This window comes from Bradyrhizobium sp. CB2312 (assembly GCF_029714425.1).
Taxonomy (GTDB): Bacteria; Pseudomonadota; Alphaproteobacteria; order Rhizobiales; family Xanthobacteraceae; genus Bradyrhizobium.
On record NZ_CP121668.1, the window covers coordinates 5,657,766 to 5,673,561 of the forward strand.

General features: G+C 66.1%; 20 protein-coding genes. 11 read left to right on the forward strand and 9 right to left on the reverse strand.

The window, feature by feature from the left end; genetic code table 11:
• Window positions 1–24: 24 nt before the first annotated feature.
• From QA642_RS27860 to QA642_RS27880, 5 genes are all read right to left on the reverse strand, one after another.
• Window positions 25–1,209: a serine hydrolase domain-containing protein gene (locus tag QA642_RS27860; protein WP_283079710.1), complete on the reverse strand. Its 1,185-nt coding sequence runs from the start codon at window positions 1,207–1,209 to the stop codon at window positions 25–27.
• A 71-nt stretch (window positions 1,210–1,280) separates the two neighbouring features.
• On the reverse strand, window positions 1,281–1,973 hold the full coding sequence (locus QA642_RS27865; protein WP_283079711.1) for a GNAT family N-acetyltransferase: 693 nt from the start codon (window positions 1,971–1,973) through the stop codon (window positions 1,281–1,283).
• Window positions 1,974–1,977: 4 nt separating this feature from the next.
• On the reverse strand, window positions 1,978–2,325 hold the full coding sequence (locus QA642_RS27870; protein WP_018646107.1) for a Lin0512 family protein: 348 nt from the start codon (window positions 2,323–2,325) through the stop codon (window positions 1,978–1,980).
• 229 nt (window positions 2,326–2,554) lie between these two features.
• On the reverse strand, window positions 2,555–4,219 hold the full coding sequence (locus QA642_RS27875) for an acetolactate synthase large subunit (protein ID WP_283079712.1): 1,665 nt from the start codon (window positions 4,217–4,219) through the stop codon (window positions 2,555–2,557).
• A gap of 230 nt (window positions 4,220–4,449) precedes the next feature.
• Window positions 4,450–5,343 carry a LysR family transcriptional regulator gene (locus QA642_RS27880; protein WP_283079713.1) on the reverse strand — a complete coding sequence of 298 codons (894 nt, stop codon included), beginning with the start codon at window positions 5,341–5,343 and terminating at the stop codon, window positions 4,450–4,452.
• A 104-nt stretch (window positions 5,344–5,447) separates the two neighbouring features.
• Between QA642_RS27880 and QA642_RS27885 the strand changes: the two genes are divergently transcribed.
• Window positions 5,448–6,188, forward strand: coding sequence for an SDR family oxidoreductase (locus QA642_RS27885; protein ID WP_283079714.1), 741 nt, complete (start codon window positions 5,448–5,450; stop codon window positions 6,186–6,188).
• Window positions 6,189–6,211: 23 nt separating this feature from the next.
• A complete protein-coding gene (locus QA642_RS27890) occupies window positions 6,212–6,445 on the forward strand; it encodes a 4-oxalocrotonate tautomerase family protein (RefSeq protein ID WP_283079715.1) in 234 nt (77 codons plus the stop codon).
• On the opposite strand, the gene QA642_RS27895 is transcribed toward QA642_RS27890, so the two are convergent.
• Together QA642_RS27895 and QA642_RS27900 are read right to left on the reverse strand one after the other, a co-directional pair.
• Window positions 6,426–7,070, reverse strand: coding sequence for a class I SAM-dependent methyltransferase (locus QA642_RS27895; protein ID WP_283079716.1), 645 nt, complete (start codon window positions 7,068–7,070; stop codon window positions 6,426–6,428). The genes QA642_RS27890 and QA642_RS27895 overlap by 20 nt on opposite strands.
• Window positions 7,071–7,078: 8 nt before the next feature.
• Window positions 7,079–7,702, reverse strand: coding sequence for a PadR family transcriptional regulator (locus QA642_RS27900; RefSeq protein ID WP_283079717.1), 624 nt, complete (start codon window positions 7,700–7,702; stop codon window positions 7,079–7,081).
• 153 nt (window positions 7,703–7,855) lie between these two features.
• Here QA642_RS27900 and QA642_RS27905 point away from each other — a divergent pair, with 153 nt between their 5' ends.
• Genes QA642_RS27905 through QA642_RS27920 form a run of 4 tightly spaced genes read left to right on the forward strand, consistent with a single transcriptional unit; the run spans window position 7,856 to window position 11,224 of the window.
• On the forward strand, window positions 7,856–8,539 hold the full coding sequence (locus tag QA642_RS27905; protein WP_283079718.1) for a GntR family transcriptional regulator: 684 nt from the start codon (window positions 7,856–7,858) through the stop codon (window positions 8,537–8,539).
• The gene (locus QA642_RS27910; protein ID WP_283079719.1) at window positions 8,536–9,786 is read left to right on the forward strand and encodes a dicarboxylate/amino acid:cation symporter; all 1,251 of its coding nucleotides are present in this window, start codon (window positions 8,536–8,538) and stop codon (window positions 9,784–9,786) included. The genes QA642_RS27905 and QA642_RS27910 overlap by 4 nt, the downstream gene beginning before the upstream one ends.
• Window positions 9,786–10,829, forward strand: coding sequence for a low specificity L-threonine aldolase (locus QA642_RS27915; protein WP_283079720.1), 1,044 nt, complete (start codon window positions 9,786–9,788; stop codon window positions 10,827–10,829). Before QA642_RS27910 ends, QA642_RS27915 begins: the two co-directional genes overlap by 1 nt.
• Window positions 10,830–10,870: 41 nt before the next feature.
• Complete coding sequence (locus QA642_RS27920; protein WP_283079721.1) at window positions 10,871–11,224, forward strand: MmcQ/YjbR family DNA-binding protein; 354 nt, start codon at window positions 10,871–10,873, stop codon at window positions 11,222–11,224.
• A gap of 18 nt (window positions 11,225–11,242) precedes the next feature.
• Here the strand turns inward: QA642_RS27920 and QA642_RS27925 are convergent, their stop codons facing one another.
• Window positions 11,243–11,755, reverse strand: coding sequence for a MarR family transcriptional regulator (locus QA642_RS27925; RefSeq protein WP_283079722.1), 513 nt, complete (start codon window positions 11,753–11,755; stop codon window positions 11,243–11,245).
• 104 nt (window positions 11,756–11,859) lie between these two features.
• Between QA642_RS27925 and QA642_RS27930 the strand changes: the two genes are divergently transcribed.
• The 3 genes from QA642_RS27930 to QA642_RS27940 all read left to right on the forward strand — a co-directional run bounded on the left by QA642_RS27930 (window position 11,860) and on the right by QA642_RS27940 (window position 13,667).
• Window positions 11,860–12,261 carry an Ohr family peroxiredoxin gene (locus QA642_RS27930; protein ID WP_283079723.1) on the forward strand — a complete coding sequence of 134 codons (402 nt, stop codon included), beginning with the start codon at window positions 11,860–11,862 and terminating at the stop codon, window positions 12,259–12,261.
• Window positions 12,262–12,335: 74 nt separating this feature from the next.
• Window positions 12,336–12,749, forward strand: coding sequence for a cupin domain-containing protein (locus QA642_RS27935; protein ID WP_283079724.1), 414 nt, complete (start codon window positions 12,336–12,338; stop codon window positions 12,747–12,749).
• Between the two features lie 45 nt (window positions 12,750–12,794).
• A complete protein-coding gene (locus QA642_RS27940; RefSeq protein WP_283079725.1) occupies window positions 12,795–13,667 on the forward strand; it encodes a bifunctional helix-turn-helix transcriptional regulator/GNAT family N-acetyltransferase in 873 nt (290 codons plus the stop codon).
• Here the strand turns inward: QA642_RS27940 and QA642_RS27945 are convergent.
• Window positions 13,664–14,389 (reverse strand): SDR family oxidoreductase, encoded by a 726-nt coding sequence (locus tag QA642_RS27945; RefSeq protein ID WP_283079726.1) that lies wholly within the window; start codon window positions 14,387–14,389, stop codon window positions 13,664–13,666. The genes QA642_RS27940 and QA642_RS27945 overlap by 4 nt on opposite strands.
• 109 nt (window positions 14,390–14,498) lie before the next feature.
• Here QA642_RS27945 and QA642_RS27950 point away from each other — a divergent pair, with 109 nt between their 5' ends.
• Together QA642_RS27950 and QA642_RS27955 are read left to right on the forward strand one after the other, a co-directional pair.
• The gene (locus QA642_RS27950; protein ID WP_283079727.1) at window positions 14,499–15,389 is read left to right on the forward strand and encodes a LysR family transcriptional regulator; all 891 of its coding nucleotides are present in this window, start codon (window positions 14,499–14,501) and stop codon (window positions 15,387–15,389) included.
• 17 nt (window positions 15,390–15,406) lie between these two features.
• Window positions 15,407–15,793, forward strand: a complete 387-nt coding sequence (locus tag QA642_RS27955) for an ester cyclase (RefSeq protein ID WP_283079728.1) — start codon at window positions 15,407–15,409, stop codon at window positions 15,791–15,793.
• Window positions 15,794–15,796 lie beyond the last annotated feature (3 nt).

The window sequence follows — 15,796 nt, forward strand, 5'->3', positions numbered from 1 at the left end:
CGGCGGTCGGCAATTTTCTCGCGGTCAGCCTCCGACCGCCTGATAGGCCAGGCGCTTGAACTCGAAGAAGAACGGATTCCAGAACCCCATGTAGCGCTGGGCCATCAGCACGCCGGCAGTGTTGGCCTCCGGGCAAATCCACCAGTGCGTTCCCGCGAGGCCGCCCCATTGGAATTCGCCGGTAGAGTTCGGCGGATCGAACGGCGTCGGCGCGAAAGTGACGGCGCCGCCGAGGCCAAAGCCCTTGCCGGGGATCGGCCCGAGATTGGCAAAGCGGATGGACTGGCCCGCGGGCAGCTGGTTCGTCATCATCTGCCGCAGCGTGTCGGGCTTGAGCAGTGTATCCGCCCCCGGCAGCAGCGCGCGGACCAGCGCCAGCACATCGGGCAAGGTCGAGACCAGACCGCCGCCGCCCGACAGCCGTGGGAACGACCGCCGATAAGCCTGCGGGTAAGGCAGATTGTCGGCGCGCGTCAGGCCCGGCTTCATGGGATCAAGTACATCGGCACCATTGTAAAGCGCAACCAGCCTGCCCTGCCGCGCCTCCGGCACGTAGAAGCCGGTATCGGTCATGCCGAGGGCATCGAAGATGCGCGCCTTGAGGAAGGCATCGAGGGGCTTGCCCGAAACGACCTCCACGAGGCGGCCGAGCACGTCGGTCGCGACCGAGTATTCCCAGCCAGTGCCTGGATGATAGGACAGCGGCAGATCGGAGAGCTTGTCGATCATGTCGGTCAGCGGCGTCAGCGGATTGAGCACGCGCGCTTCGTTGTAGCCTTTGAACAACACCGTGCCGGGATCGAAGATACCGTAGCTCAGTCCGGACGTGTGGGTCAGGAGCTGGCGGATCGTGATCGGGCCGTTCGCCGGCTCGACGTCGGCAAGGCTCGTCGCGCCCTGCCTGAGCACCTTGCGATTGCCAAGCTGTGGCATGAATTTCTCGATCGCGTCATCGAGCCCGATGCGGCCTTCCTCGACCAGCAGCATGATCGCGCAGGTGACGAAGATCTTGGTGTTGGAGAACGCGCGGAAGATGTGGTCGGGACGCAGCGCGGTATTCGCCTCGCGATCGGCGAAGCCGACGCATTGCTGGTCCACGACCTCGCGCCCGCGCAGCACCGCCCAGGATACGCCGGGAATGATCTCCTGATCGACGTACCGCTGCATCGCCGTCCGCGCAGCGGAAAAATCTGGCGTCCTGGCGTCCATGCGTCTCCCCCATTATGGTTGGGATGATATAGCGCGCTTTCGCCGGAAATGAAGGGCCTCCCTAAGGACGCCTACTCCTGCTTCATGAACGCCGTCACATGCAGGCGGCGACGGAGGCGCATGCCCTGTCGCCGGTACAGCGCGATTGCGGATGTGTTGTTCGAAAACACATGCAGGAACGGAATTTCGCCGCGCGCCTCGATCCGGCGCGCGACAGCTGCGAGCAGCGCCTGCGCGTAGCCGCGCCCGCGATGATCAGGATCGACGCAGACCGCGGTCATCTCGACGAACTTGCCCGGCTTCATCCGCTCGCCCGTCATCGCGACCAACTCGCCGCCGGCACGAATGCCGAGGAAGGTGCCGAGCTCGTGCGTCCGCGCGGCGAAGGGTCCGGGCTTGGTCAGCGTCGTCAATGCCGTCATCGCGGGAACGTCGGCCTTCCCGAGCGTGACGATCTCGGCATCACGCCGCGGGCTGTCCGCCGGTGAGCCGATCATCTGGTCACAGCTCTCAGACAGCACCACCTTGAAGCCGACGGGAACATCGACCGGCTCCGGCGTGAACAGCGCGACAACCTGCGTGGGCGCCATGAGATCGCCGAGCGCGGCGAAACTCCCTGCGGACATGTCGACCATGTCGGCGAACGGCGTCATGTCCTGGGGATAGCACAGCGCGCGCGGGCCGCCTTCGGCCAGATGTTTATGGCTCGTTGTCAGCGCGCCCCAGATCGGACGGTCCAAAAGCGCCTCATCGCTGTCGGTCACTGGGTCAGTCCTTGTCGAAGCTGACGATGACGGCGGCATTGGCGATCAGGATGGGATCGTTGGCCACTTCCGTGGCCGAGGGAATTTCCAGCCCGCCCTTGACCGCGGTGACGGTCACGGTGCCGTAAGGAAGCTCCTTTGCAACGGCTTCCTTGTCGACCGCCTCGGGGTTGGGTACGCCGATCGTGACATCCACGAACATGTCGTTTGCGGTCTTGCCGATCATCCTGAAGAAACCCAGGCTCGAATGCCGGATGGCATCGGACACCGCCCGCTTCGCCGCCTTGGTGGCGTCCCTGCCGTGGACGTCGACGCCCATGCCCATCTCGGTAACGCAGCGAACACGTGTCATTTCATAGTCCTGTGGCTGGTGAAGTGATTGTTACGAATGTCGGCGATCGGTGGTCGCAATACAAGTGCGAGCCCATCCCTCGTGTCCCGGACGCGCTGCAACGCCCTTGGCGTTGCTGCGCAGAGCCGGGACCCAGGAGGCCACAAAATGCGCTGATGCATGGGCCCCGGCTCTGCAGCGCACCGCTGAAGGAGCGCTGCGCCGCGTCCGGGGCACGAGACTGTAGTTTTCAAGCCTTCGCCTTTTCGTGCGCGCGCAGCTCATCGACCAGCACCCGGACGTTCTCCGAATAGTCGATCGGGATCACGACCAGATGCACCCCGCCCGCCTTAAAGGCGGCCTCCAGCGTCGGGCCAAAGCTGTCGATGCTCTCGATCCGATGTCCCTTCGCGCCATAGGCCTTGGCGTACAGCGTAAAGTCGGGATTGCCGAAGGTCATGCCGTAATCGGCGAAATGATCGACGGCCTGCTTCCAGCGGATCATGCCGTAGGCGTTGTCCTCCAGCACCAGCACGACCAGATTGAGCTTGAGGCGGACGGCCGTCTCCATCTCCTGGCTGTTCATCATGAAGCCGCCGTCGCCGGCGACCGCGAGCACGCGGCGATCGGGATAGAGCATCGCCGCCATCATCGCCGACGGCAGGCCAGCGCCCATGGTCGCCAGCGCGTTGTCGAGCAGCAGCGTGTTGGCGACGCGGGTGCGATAGTTGCGCGCGAACCAGATCTTGTACATGCCGTTGTCGAGCGCGACGATGCCGTTCTCGGGGATGACCTGGCGGATGTCGTGCACGATGCGCTGCGGCGTCGGCGGCCAACGCGCCTCGGTGGCGCGATCGGCGATGTGATTGAGGATCTCTTCGCGGAGCGGCAACAGCGTCGCGGCCTGCGGTAGCTTGCCTTCGAGCCGATCGGCGAGCTGCTCCAGGCTCGGGCCGACATCGCCGACGACCTCGGCATCAGGAAAATAGACCAGCTCGACGCTCGCCGGCGTGTAGCTGACGTGAATGACCTTCGGCCCCGACGGCCCCATGATGAAGGGCGGCTTCTCGACGGGATCGTGGCCGATCGCGACGATGAGGTCGGCGGCGTCGATGGCGTCATGGACGTAGTCGCGTTCGGACAGCGCCGCGGTGCCCATATAGAGATTGGTGCCGCCGGGCACGGTGCCCTTCCCCATCTGCGTGGTGAAGAACGGAATGCCAGTCCGCCGCACGAAGCTGGCGATGCCGTGGGTCGACCGCGGCCGGCTGGTCGCCGCCCCCATCATCACCAGCGGACGCTTCGCGGCCAAGATCATCTCGGCGGCACGATCGAGCGCGGCGCGATGGGCGACCGGGATCTCGATCGGATGAACCGGGATTGCGGCGGCCGCAGGCACTTCATCGCCGGCGATGTCCTCGGGCAGCTCGAGATGCACCGGTCCGGGCCGCTCCTCCATCGCCACGCGAAACGCGTCGCGCACCACGGTCGGGATCGAGGAGGCGCTGACGATCTGCCGTGACAGCTTTGTCAGCGGCTTCATCGTCGCCACCACATCCACGATCTGGAAGCGCGCCTGCCGGCTGCTCATGATCGGCTTCTGGCCGGTGATCAGGATCATCGGCATCGCGCCGAGATGGGCGTAAGCCGCACCGGTGGACAGGTTGAGCGCGCCGGGACCGAGAGTGGAGAGACACACGCCGGGCTTGCCGGTCAGCCGCCCGTGCGTCGCCGCCATGAAAGCCGCGGCCTGCTCGTGGCGGGTCAGCACCAGTTCGATCTTGGAGGTGCGCAGCGATTCGACGAGGTCGAGGTTTTCCTCGCCGGGCACGCCAAAAATGCGGTCGACGCCTTCATTCTCCAGCGCCGCGACAAACAGGTCCGAGCCCTTCACCTTGCGCTCCTGCCCACTCATGTCGCCTCCCGCTCGTTGTGCTGGCTCCCGTGTTCCACAGGAGCGGGCGCATGGTAGCGGTCTGCGGCGCGGGCACAACTCACAATGCGGCGTGGTTTGTGATGCGCAGTGCGTCCGACACACTCCGCTGTCATGCCCCGGCTTGAGTCGGGCGATGACGGCGGAGTTTGAGGCACACAGCCGCAATGACGGAGCTCGGCGCAACGCCGCGCTACGAAGTGCGGCCTCCATCAAAGCTTCGCCGCAGCAAAAATCCCTGCGATCCAGTCGAGAAAGACGCGCAGGCGCAGCGCGAGCTGGCGGTTCTGCGGATAGAGCGCCGAGAGCGGCGTCGGCGACGGCGGATAGTCGGCGAGCACCTCGACCAGCGCGCCGCTGGCGAGATCATCGGCGAAGCGATAACGCGGCGCCTGCGCAAGGCCGAAGCCGAGCCGTGCGAGGTCGGCCATGGTGTCGGAATTGTTCACGCGCACCCGGCTCGGCAGCACGATCTGGCGCAGTGCGCCGGCAACAGAAAATTCCAGCGGCAGCACGTCGCCGGTGCGCGAGGAGACGAAGGCCACCATCTGGTGTTCCTCGAGCTTATCAGGCATCACCGGCATGCCGTGACGCGCAAGATAGGCCGGGCTTGCCACCGTGATCTCCGCGATCGTGCCGAGGCGACGCTGGATCATGCCGCTGTCACCGGGCTCGCCCGACCGGATCACGCAGTCGACACCCTCGCGCACGAGATCGACCAGCCGGTCGCCCTGCCCGATCTGCAATTCGAGCTGCGGATGGCGCGAAAGAAACTCGGGCAGATGCGGCAGGATGAAGGTCCGGGTCAGCAAGGGATGCGCGTCGATGCGGAGCAGGCCGCGAGGTTGCGCGTCGCGCATCGCGGCTTCCGCCTCCTCGACTTCCGCGAGGATGGCGACGCAGCGGCGATAAAAGTCCTCGCCGTCGAGCGTCGGCGTGACGTGGCGGGTCGTCCGCTCCAGCAGGCGCGCGCCGAGGCGCGCTTCGAGCCCGCGCAAGACCTCGCTCGCCGTCGAGCGGGGAATGCCGAGATCGGCAGCCGCAGCCGTAAAGCTCCGCCGCTCGACGAGACGGACGAACAGGCGCATGGCGTCAAAGCGATCCATGGCCAATTGTTCACCATAACCGACAAGTAATGGCAAGTGTCGGACGATTATCCGGCCATAGCGACCAGCTATTCTCGCCCTCATCAACATCGAGGAGAGCCGCCATGACCAAGCAAGTTCAGCGTGCCGCCATCGTCACCGGCGGCTCCCGCGGCATCGGCGCGGCGATCGCCCGCCGGCTGGCGCAGGACGGGATCGCGGTCGCGATCAACTATGCCAGCGGCAAAGGGGCCGCCGATGCGCTCGTGGCCGAGATCGCGGCCGCCGGCGGACGCGCCATCGCCGTGCAGGCCGACCTCGCCGATCCGGCAACGCCGGCGCGGCTGTTCGATGCGGCCGAGCGGGCCTTCGGCGGCATCGACATCCTCGTCAACAACGCCGGCATCATGGAGCTCGGCCCGCTCGCCGAGGTGACCGACGAAGCGTTCGCGCGGCAAACGTCGATCAACCTCGACAGCGTGTTCCGCTCCTTGCGCGAAGCAGCGCGGCGGCTCCGCGACGGCGGCCGCATCGTCAGCTTCTCCTCCAGCGTCATCGGCCTTTATCAGCCCGGCTACGGCGTCTACGCCGCAACCAAGGCCGCGATCGAAGCCATGACGCACATCCTCGCCAAGGAGCTCGGCGGCCGGCAGATCACCGTCAACGCGGTCGCGCCCGGCCCGGTCGAAACCCGGCTGTTCCTGGAGGGCAAGAGCGAGCAGCAGGTGCGCGCCATCGCCGCCATGAACCCGTTCGGCCGCCTCGGCCAGCCCGACGACATCGCCGGCATCGTCGCCTTCCTCGCCGGCCGCGACAGCGGCTGGGTCAACGGCCAAATCATCCGCGCCAATGGCGGCGTGGTCTGACACATCACACGGAGAGACCCATCATGCCTTTCGCCAATATCAAGATCCCCCAGGCCGCGCTGTCACGGGCGCAGAAGGCGGAGATCGTGCATAACCTCACCGCGCTGTTCGTCCACTATTTTGGCGAAGCTGCACGGCTGCATACGATGGTGCTGATCGAGGAGGTGCCCGACGGCGGCTACGGCCGCGCCGACGAGGTGTTCGTGGTTCCCGAGGCCTATCGCGCCAGCGACGCCGTCAGTTCACCTTCAGACTGAGCTCGGTGCCGCCCTTGAGCGGCAGCGTCATCGAGACGAAGCCGTTGTCGGGATCGCGGATGAAGTCGAGATAATCAGATTCGGCGTTGTCGTTCATGACATAGCCGCCGACCAGAAGCTGCGGCGCCACGATCTCGATCACCTCGCGCGCGAGCGAGGGACCTTCCTCGCCCGGCCAGCCGTCGATCAGGACGAAGTCGACGGGGCCGCCGAGGTCGCGGAGAGTCTGCCGCGCATCGCCCTGTCGGATCTCGGCATAGTCGGCAAGGCCTGCTTTGGCGAGATTGCGCCTCGCAGTCTCGACCTTGGCCGGCACGATCTCCGAGCCGATCACGGTGCCGCCGCCATTGTCGCGGATGGCGGCCGCAAAATAGAGCGTGGACATGCCGACCGAGGTCGCGAACTCGGCCACACGTGTGGCGCGCAAGCCGCGGCAGAGCAGATAGATCAGTTCGCCCTGCTCGGGATGGATCGAAAAGCCCTGCTCGGCATAGGCGTGGGGATCGTGGCTGTTGAAGGCGCCGCGCGGCCCGCCGCCGGCCGGCCGCTGCCGCGCGCCTTGCAGGCGCGCGATGACGGCGTTGACGCGCGGGTCCTGGATTGGGCTGTGAGGCCGATCGTTCATCTGCGACCTCACTTGCCGAGAATTTCCGCCGCGGCACGATCCAGGATCGCAGCGATCCGGCGTGCTTCGGCGGAGTCGCTGCCGTGCTTGGTGCGCAGCGCGCGCTTGAGATTGTGGCGGGCACGGTGCAGCTCGTCCGAGGCATCCGCATCGAGATCGCCGATGCCGGCAAAGGCCTCGCGCACCTCGTCCATGCGGCGTCCGATCCGCGACAGCGCCTGAAGGATCGCGTCAGCGGTCGCGCGGTTCTCGGCAAGATGCGCCTCGCCCTGCGGCGTGATGCTGTAGAGTTTTCGGCCGCCATCCTGCTCGACGCGCGCGTGCCCGACCTCCTCGAGATAGGTCAGCGCCGGATAGATCACGCCCGGGCTCGGCGTGTAGAAGCCATCGGAGCGCTCCTCGATGATCTTGATCAGCTCGTAGCCATGCGCCGGATTTTCGGCGAGCAGCGCCAGGATGACGAGCTGGAGGTCCTGCGAGGACAGCCGCCGCGCGCCGGGGAAATCATCACCGCCGCGGCCGAAAAAGCCGTGCCCGCCGCGGCCGAAGCGCCGACCGCCGCCATGCCGGCCCATGGCGAAATGGGCGAAGTGCCCAAAGTGGAAGTCTCTGTGGTCTCGTCCGTGGCGCATATCGTACGTCCCTTTGTAAAACGTATCTTACGATATAATTTACGATAGTCTGGCCGCAACCCACAAGTCCGTGATTTCACTCCAGGCGCGTTTCGCCAGTGAAATCAGGAGATCGACTTGACATCCCGCTGACATGCCGCTGGTATGTCAGTCATGGTCACCAACTCTCTCGAGCGCGATCGCGCCTATTCGCTGCTCCGCGATCTCGTCACCTCCGGCGAGTTCGCTCCCGATGAGCCGCTGTCCGAACGCAGCCTGTCGACCCGGCTGGCGCTCGGACGCACCCCGGTCCGCGAGGCGCTCAAGGCACTCGCCAAGGACGGCCTGCTCACCATCCATCCGATGCGCGGCACCTTCGTACGCCAGATGTCGTTCGACGATCTGCGCGAGATCCACGAATTACGGCTCGCGCTCGAGGGCATGGCGGCCTATCTCGCCGCGACGCGCGGGCCGACCGAGCTGCTGCGTAACTGTGCGGAAGAGCTGCGCAGCATCGAGGCGCGCACAACACTCGATGTCGAAGAGGCTCAGCAGGCCGGCTGGGCCTTCCACGACGAACTGTTTCGCGCGACCGGAAATGGCCGGCTGGCGCAGTCCTACGACAATTTGCGCGCGCAGAGCGGCCTCGCCCTGCAGAAGATGCGGCAATACAGCACTGCGCGCACCCGCCAGGCCGTCAGCGAGCATCTCGACATCTACGCGGCTGTCGAAGCGCAAGACCCCGACGCCGCGCAGCAGCGCATGTGGCGGCACCTGTCGTCCGCCTTCGAGGCGCGCCTCACCGCGCTGGGCGCGATCCGCACCCAATACCCTGGACAAGGAGACCGTCACGCATGATCCGGCCGCTGCTCAGATTGCCGCTCGTGTTCCAGATGCTGCTCGGATTGGTGCTGGGCCTTTGCGTCGGCCTGCTCTGGCCGGATGTCGGGACGAGCCTGCGGCCGATCGGCACCGCCTTCGTCGAGGCAGTGAAGATGATCGTCATTCCCGTGGTGTTCGCGGCCGTGACCCTCGGCCTCTACCGGATGGGCCGCGAGCTGAAGGTCCTCGGCCGCGTCGCCGCGATCAGCCTCGGATATTTCTACCTCGCCACGGTGATCTCGATCCTGATCGGCCTCCTTCTCAACGCCGCCTTCCATCCCGGCGCCGGCGCGCCGCTCGCCGCGACCGGCAAGGTGCCGCAGAACCTCGCGGTGTCGGTCGACTGGATCAAGTTCTTCATGGACATGATCCCCTCCAACATCGTCGCGGCGATGGCCGAGCAGAAGATCCTGCCGACGCTGGTCTTCGCCATCCTGTTCGGCCTGGCTCTGGCCTCGATCGGCAAGGTGGGCGAGCCCATGATCGCCGTGCTGGAAGCGGTGATGGCGGCGATGTTCAAGATCACGAAGTGGATCACCTCGCTCGCTCCGATCGCGATCTTCGCGGTGATGGCGTGGCTGTTCGCAACGCAAGGGCTCGCCACCGTTGTCGCGCTCGCAAAGCTGGTCGGCGTGATGTATCTCGGCCTCGCCATCATGGTCGCGATCTTCTGGCTGATGCTGCTTGCGATCGGCGAGAGACCCCTCGCCGTCACCAGGGCAGTGATGGAGCCGATGATCCTCGCCTTCTCCACGCGCTCCTCCGAAGTAACCTTGCCGCTGCACATGGAGAAGCTGAAGGCGATGGGCGCCTCCGAGCGCATCGTCTCGGTGGTGCTGCCGCTCGGCTATGCCTTCAACCGTGATGGCGCCATCATGTATTTCGCGCTCGCCGTCACTTTCCTTGCGGAGGCCTATGGCGTGACGCTGACCTGGTCGACGCTGTTCACCATCGTGATGGTCACGACCATCGCGAGCAAGGGCAGCGCCAACGTTCCCTCCGGCGGGCTCGTTGCGATCGCCATGGTGCTGTCGGCGATCGGGCTGCCGGTCGAGGCGCTGGCGATCATCGCCGGTGTCGACGCCTTCCTCGACATGGGCCGTACGGCGATCAACGTGTTCGGCAACACCGTAGCTGTGAAACTGGTCGAGCGGTTCGCGGGCGACGTCGTCGCCGACGAGGCGCAGCCGGTGGCGGTGGGTCTGAAAGTGCAGGATGCCTGATGAGCGCGCAAGACAGCAGCCATGACGGCATCGTCGACCTGCGCAGCGACACCGTCACGCTGCCGACGACGGCGATGCTGGAGCGCATGCAACATGCCCGGCTCGGCGATGACGGCCGCGAGGGCGATCCGACGGTTCGCGCGGTTGAAGCGCGCGGCGCCGCGCTTATCGGCAAGGAAGCAGCTCTGTTCGTGCCAAGCGGCACGATGGGCAATCTGCTGGCGATGCTCGCTCATGCCGAGCGCGACAAGGATGTGTTCGCCGATCGCGGCGCGCATCTGCTCAATTCGGAGCTCGGCAGCGTCGTCACGATCGCGGGGCTCGCCCCGAAGCCCATCCAAAGCCGTCGCGGCGCAATGGACGAGACGGCACTCGAAGATGCGATCCGCGCCTCTGGTAGCCCCGGCCTGATCGCGATGGAGACCACGCATAACGGCGCCGGCGGCGCCGTGCTGCCCCTTTCCCACATGATGCGAATTCATGCGCTCGGGCAAGCCCGCGGGATTCCCGTGCATCTCGATGGCGCCCGCCTTTTCAACGCCGCGATCGCCCTTGGCGTGCCGGCGGCGCAGATCGCCGCGCGCGCCGACAGCGTCATGGTCTGCCTGTCCAAGGGCCTGAGTGCGCCGGTCGGCAGCCTGCTCTGCGGAAGCGCAGCTTTCGTCACGCGGGCGCGGGGTTTGCGAAAACTCGTCGGCGGCACCATGCGGCAGTCCGGCATCGTTGCGGCCGCCGGCCTCGTTGCGCTGGAGACGATGATCGCGCGTCTCTCCGAGGATCACGCGGCCGCGAAACGGCTCGCGACGTCATTGAGCTGGCTCGACCCCGCCCTGGCCGACCCCGACCATGTGCAGACCAACATCCTCCGCGTCAATGTCTCCGCAACTACGCGCGACGCCGCCGCCTGGGCCGACGGCGTGAAGCAGCACGGCGTCCTGGTGCAGGCAAGCGGCCCCTCGCAGCTGCGGCTCGTTACCCATCGCCACATCGATGACGCGGCAGTGGATCGCACCATTGCAGCCTTCGAGGCGGTCCGGGGGTAGCCCGCGTTGCAAGCCGCGGGCAGCGTGCTATCGCTCGTGCCATGACTCCGAAGAGCTTCGAAACGCGCTGCCTGCGTCTGCCCGCGACCACCAAGGTGGTGCAGTGGGAAGGCACCTCCGTATTCAAGGTCGGCGGCAAGATGTTCGCGCTCGGTGGCGGCTTTGCCGCTGGTACCGGTGGCTACATGTTCAAGGTCTCGGACATGGCCTACACGATGTTGATCGAACATGGTGTCGCACGGCCGGCGCCATACCTTGCGCGCGCGAAATGGGTGCAACTCATCGGCAACAACGCCCTGCCCGACGCCGAGCTCACGGCCTATCTCGCACAGGCCCATGCCCTGGTCGTCGCAAGGCTGACGCGGAAGTCGCGCAAGGCGCTGGGGCTGGAGTGAGCGCGCGCAGACCGCGCGTCAGGCCGTTTCCTCGTTCGACTTGCCGTGACGCAAGAGATTGTCGCGCAGCCGGCTCACCGTCTTCTGCACCACCGGAAACTCGTCGCCGAGCCCGGTCGCCTCGATCAGGGACCCGCCGAGATCCTGCTCGATCAGCTTGCGCCCTGCCGGCGTCAGGCTCAGGCGCACCTGCCGCTCGTCAGCGGGATCGCGGTGCCGCCTGATCAGCCCCATCTGCTCGAGCTTCTTCAGGATCGGCGTCAGCGTGTTGGATTCCAGAAACAGCTTCTCGCCGAGCGCGCTGACGGTCAGCTCGTCCTCGTCCGACAGCGCCACCATCGCGATGTACTGGGTGTAGGTCAGCCCGACCTTGTCCAGCAGCGGCTTGTAGGCGCGGCCGAAGGCGAGATTGGCCGAATAGACCGCAAAGCACAGGAAGTTCGACAGTTTTCGCCGTTTTTCGGCGGCTTTGGGGGTACGGGCCACGGGAACCTCCGCAATTCGTGATCTCGCAACCAATATAAATCGCATCCGATTAAATCGGAAGAGCTTGACCGGTCCGGACATCGGGTTTATTTCAGCACGCATCCGATTATATCGGACACGATTTATTTTTAACCCGAAGGGAATCCCCCATGTCCACCGCTGCCAAGCTCCTCTTCACCGGCAAGACCCACGTCACCTCCGGCGCCAACGGTGCCGCGCGCTCCGGCGACGGATCGCTCGATATCAAGCTGGCTGAGCCGCATCCGGCCGCCGAAAACCTGTTCGCCGCCGCCTGGTCGGCCTGCTATCTCGGCGCGCTCGGGCTCGCCGCCGCGCAGCGCAAGGTCAAGTTGCCGACCGAGCCCTCGGTCGACACCACGATCGGCCTCAACAACGCGAGCGGCAGCTTCTTCCTGCGCGCCCGGCTCGACGTCAGCGTGCCCGGCGTCGACCGCACGGTTGCGCAGGAGCTGATCGAGGCCGCGCATGGCATCTGCCCCTACTCCAAAGCGGTGCACGGCAACATCGAGGTGACGACGACTCTGGTCTGACGCGCGACGCGGCCCGGCCTGCAGCGGCCGGGCCCGCGCGGTTCAATCCATCCAGCGACCATCAGGAACCCATCATGAGCCACCGTCTTTCGTCAGCCGTACGTATCCTCGCCAGCGCGGCCGTGCTCGCCACCAATCTTCTCACGCTGCCCGCGGCGGCGCAGCCGTCCGGCATCACGCGCATGGATTTGCAACGCCACGATCTCAGCGCGCCCGGACGCGAGGCCGTGCAGGTGCGCGTCGACCTCGCTCCCGGCGTGGCGTTCGGCCGGCACACCCATCCGGGCGAAGAGATCATCTACGTGCTGGCGGGCGCCATCGAATACGACGTCGAAGGCAAGCCGCCGCTGACCTTGAAGACCGGCGACGTGCTCTTCATCCCGGCCGGCACGGTGCATGCCGCGAAGAACGTCGGCGCGGTGCCTGCGAGCGAGCTTGCGACCTATATCGTCGAGAAGGACAAGCCGCTGCTGACGCTGACGAGGTAATCTCCCGATTGACCCGAAAACGATATCTGACTAAAGTCAGATATCATGCTCGACCCGGTCTCCCGCGTTCGGCGCTTCAACCGTGCCGTCACCTCCGCCGTCGGCGCGCTCGACAATTCGTTTCTCGGACGCGGGCGACCGCTCGGGGCCGCACGCGTGCTCAACGCGATCGGGCACGGACGCTCGGACGTCGCCGAGATCCGCGACTATCTCGGCCTCGATTCCGGGCTGATGAGCCGGCTGCTGCGCAGCCTCGAGGACGAGGGACTGGTCGCGACCGATGCGCATGCGGACGACGCGCGCCGCCGCGTCGCCACGCTGACGCGCGCGGGCCGGCGCGAGTTCGCAGCGTATGAGGCGCTGTCGAACACGCAGGCCGAGGGCTTCCTTGCCCGGCATTCGCAGCGCGAGGCGCTGCTCGCGGCGATGGACTTGATCGCCGCAGCCCTGACGCGCGAGCGCGTCACGCTGGATGAGATGGATCCGCAGAGCCAGGAGGCGCGCTACTGCCTCGGCGAGTACTATGCCGAGCTCGGCCGCCGCTTCAAACAGGGCTTTGACGTCTCGTTGTCGCGCGATCCCGACGCCAAGGACATGTGCCGCCCGCGCGGCAGCTTCATCGTCGTGATGTCGGACGCGCTGCCGCTCGGCTGCGTCGGACTGAAGGGAACCGACCACGGCTACGCCGAGATCAAGCGGCTCTGGGTCGCTCCTGCCGCGCGCGGCTTGCGGCTCGGCCGGCGCCTGATGGACGCAACCGAGGCCACAGCGCGCGAGCTCGGCATCGCGCTACTGCGGCTCGACACCAACAGCGCGCTGCCCGAGGCCGGCCAGCTCTACCGCACCACCGGCTGGCGCGAGATCCCGCGTTTCAACGACGATCCCTATCCGAACCTGTTCTTCGAGAAGCGGCTCTAAGTCGTCCGCGTCGGCCGCACCACGATCTCGTTGACGTCGACATCATCGGGCTGCTCGATCGCAAAGCGCACCGCGCGGGCGATCGCGTTCGGCTGGAGCGCAATGGCCCGGTAGGTCTTCATCGCTTCGGCCGCGGCGGGATCGGTGATGGTGCTGGCGAGCTCGCTTTCGACCACGCCGGGATGGATACAGGTGACGCGGATGTTGCCGTGCTCCTGGCGCAGGCCGTCCGAGATCGCCCGCACCGCGTATTTGGTGGCGCAATAGACCGCCGCGGTCGGCGATACGCTCAGCGCGCCAATCGAGGCGATGTTGATCACATGACCCGAACCGCGCGCCACCATCTCCGGCAGCACGGCCGCGATGCCGTACAGCACGCCCTTGATGTTGACGTCGACCATCCGGTCCCACTCCTCGACCTTCAGCGAGGCCATCAGCGACAGCGGCATCACGCCGGCATTGTTGATGGTGACGTCCACCCGCCCCCAGACGCCGCGCGCGGCACTGGCAAAGGCGGCGACGCTGGCGCGGTCGGTGACGTCGAGCGGATGCGCGAGCGCCGTTCCGCCTGCAGCGTTCAGCTCGGCTGCGAGATCCTTCAGACGATCAACGCGCCGCGCGCCCAGCAAGACCTTTGCACCTGCCGCGGCGAGTTCGCGGGCGATGCCTGCGCCGATGCCACTGGAGGCGCCAGTGATGAGAACGATTTTATCCATTGCCATGAGGGGTCCTTTTTCGATCGCGTCGGCAGTAGCCGCGCGAAAGATGGACCGGAGCCGCCGTCGTGATAAGACGACGATCCTTAACCAGTTCGGCAAGCTGATCTAACCAATGGAACACGATCTCAACGCCCTCGCCGTCTTTGCGCTGGTCGCCGAAGAGCGGAGTTTTCGCGCCGCTGCCGACCGTCTCGGGGTAACGCGCTCGGCCGTGAGCCAGACCATCCAGCGGCTCGAGGAAACGGTCGGCATCGCGCTGGTCCAGCGCACGACGCGCAGCGTCAGCCTGACCGAGGCCGGCGAGCGGCTGCATGCGGAAATCGCCCCCGCCCTCGCCGACATGCGCGCCGCGCTCGGCAACACCGAAGCATTGCAGGGACGGCCGCGCGGACTTCTGCGCCTCGCCGTGTCCTCGATTGCCGAGCATTTTCTGTCGGGACCGTTTCTCGCGTCTTTCACTGAAGCAAATCCGGAGGTGCAGCTCGACGTCACCGTGACTGATGCGGAGTTCGACATCGTCGCCGCCGGCTATGACGCCGGCGTTCGGCTCGGCGAGGTCATCGAGCAGGACATGATCGCGGTGCCGATCGCCGGCGACGAACGCCAGCTCGCGGTCTGCGCCCCGTCGTTTCGCGACCGCTTCGGCGTGCCCTCCCACCCGTCCGAGCTTCCGTCCTTTCGCTGCATCGGCTGGCGTCCGGCACCGAACGTTACGCCTTATCGCTGGGAGTTTGCGGAGGGCGGCAAGGAGTTCAGCGTCGCGGTGGCGCCCGAGATCACCACCAACGACATGGCGCTGATGATCAAGCTGGCGGTGGCGGGCGCGGGCATCACCTTCGGCATGGAGGCGAGCTTTCGCCCCGCGATCGCGCGCGGCGAGCTGGTGCCGATCCTGGAGGACTATTGTCCCTTCTTCGCCGGCTTCTATCTCTATTATCCGAGCCGCCGCAACCTTGCGCCGAAACTACGCGCGCTGATCGACCACCTGCGGCGGCGCGCGTGAGCCGAAGGGAATTTGCCATGACTGGTGACGACCTCGCCGGCATCTACCGCGCCTACATCGCCTGCCTGAACCAACAGGATTGGCCGGCGCTCGGGCAGTTCGTGCATGATGACGTCGTCCGCAACGCGCGGCCGCTTGGGCTGTCGGGCTACCGCGCGATGCTCGAGCAGGATTTTCGCGACATCCCGGATCTGCGATTCAACATCGAGATGCTGATCTCCGAGCCGCCCCGCATCGCTGCCCGGCTGAAATTCGATTGCACGCCGGTCGGGACGTTCCTTGGGCTCGCCGTCAATGGGAAGCGCGTGTCGTTCTGCGAGAACGTGTTCTACGAATTTCGCGACGGACAGATTCGGCAGGTGTGGTCGGTGATCGACAAGACGGCGATCGAGGCGCAGCTCTGACGC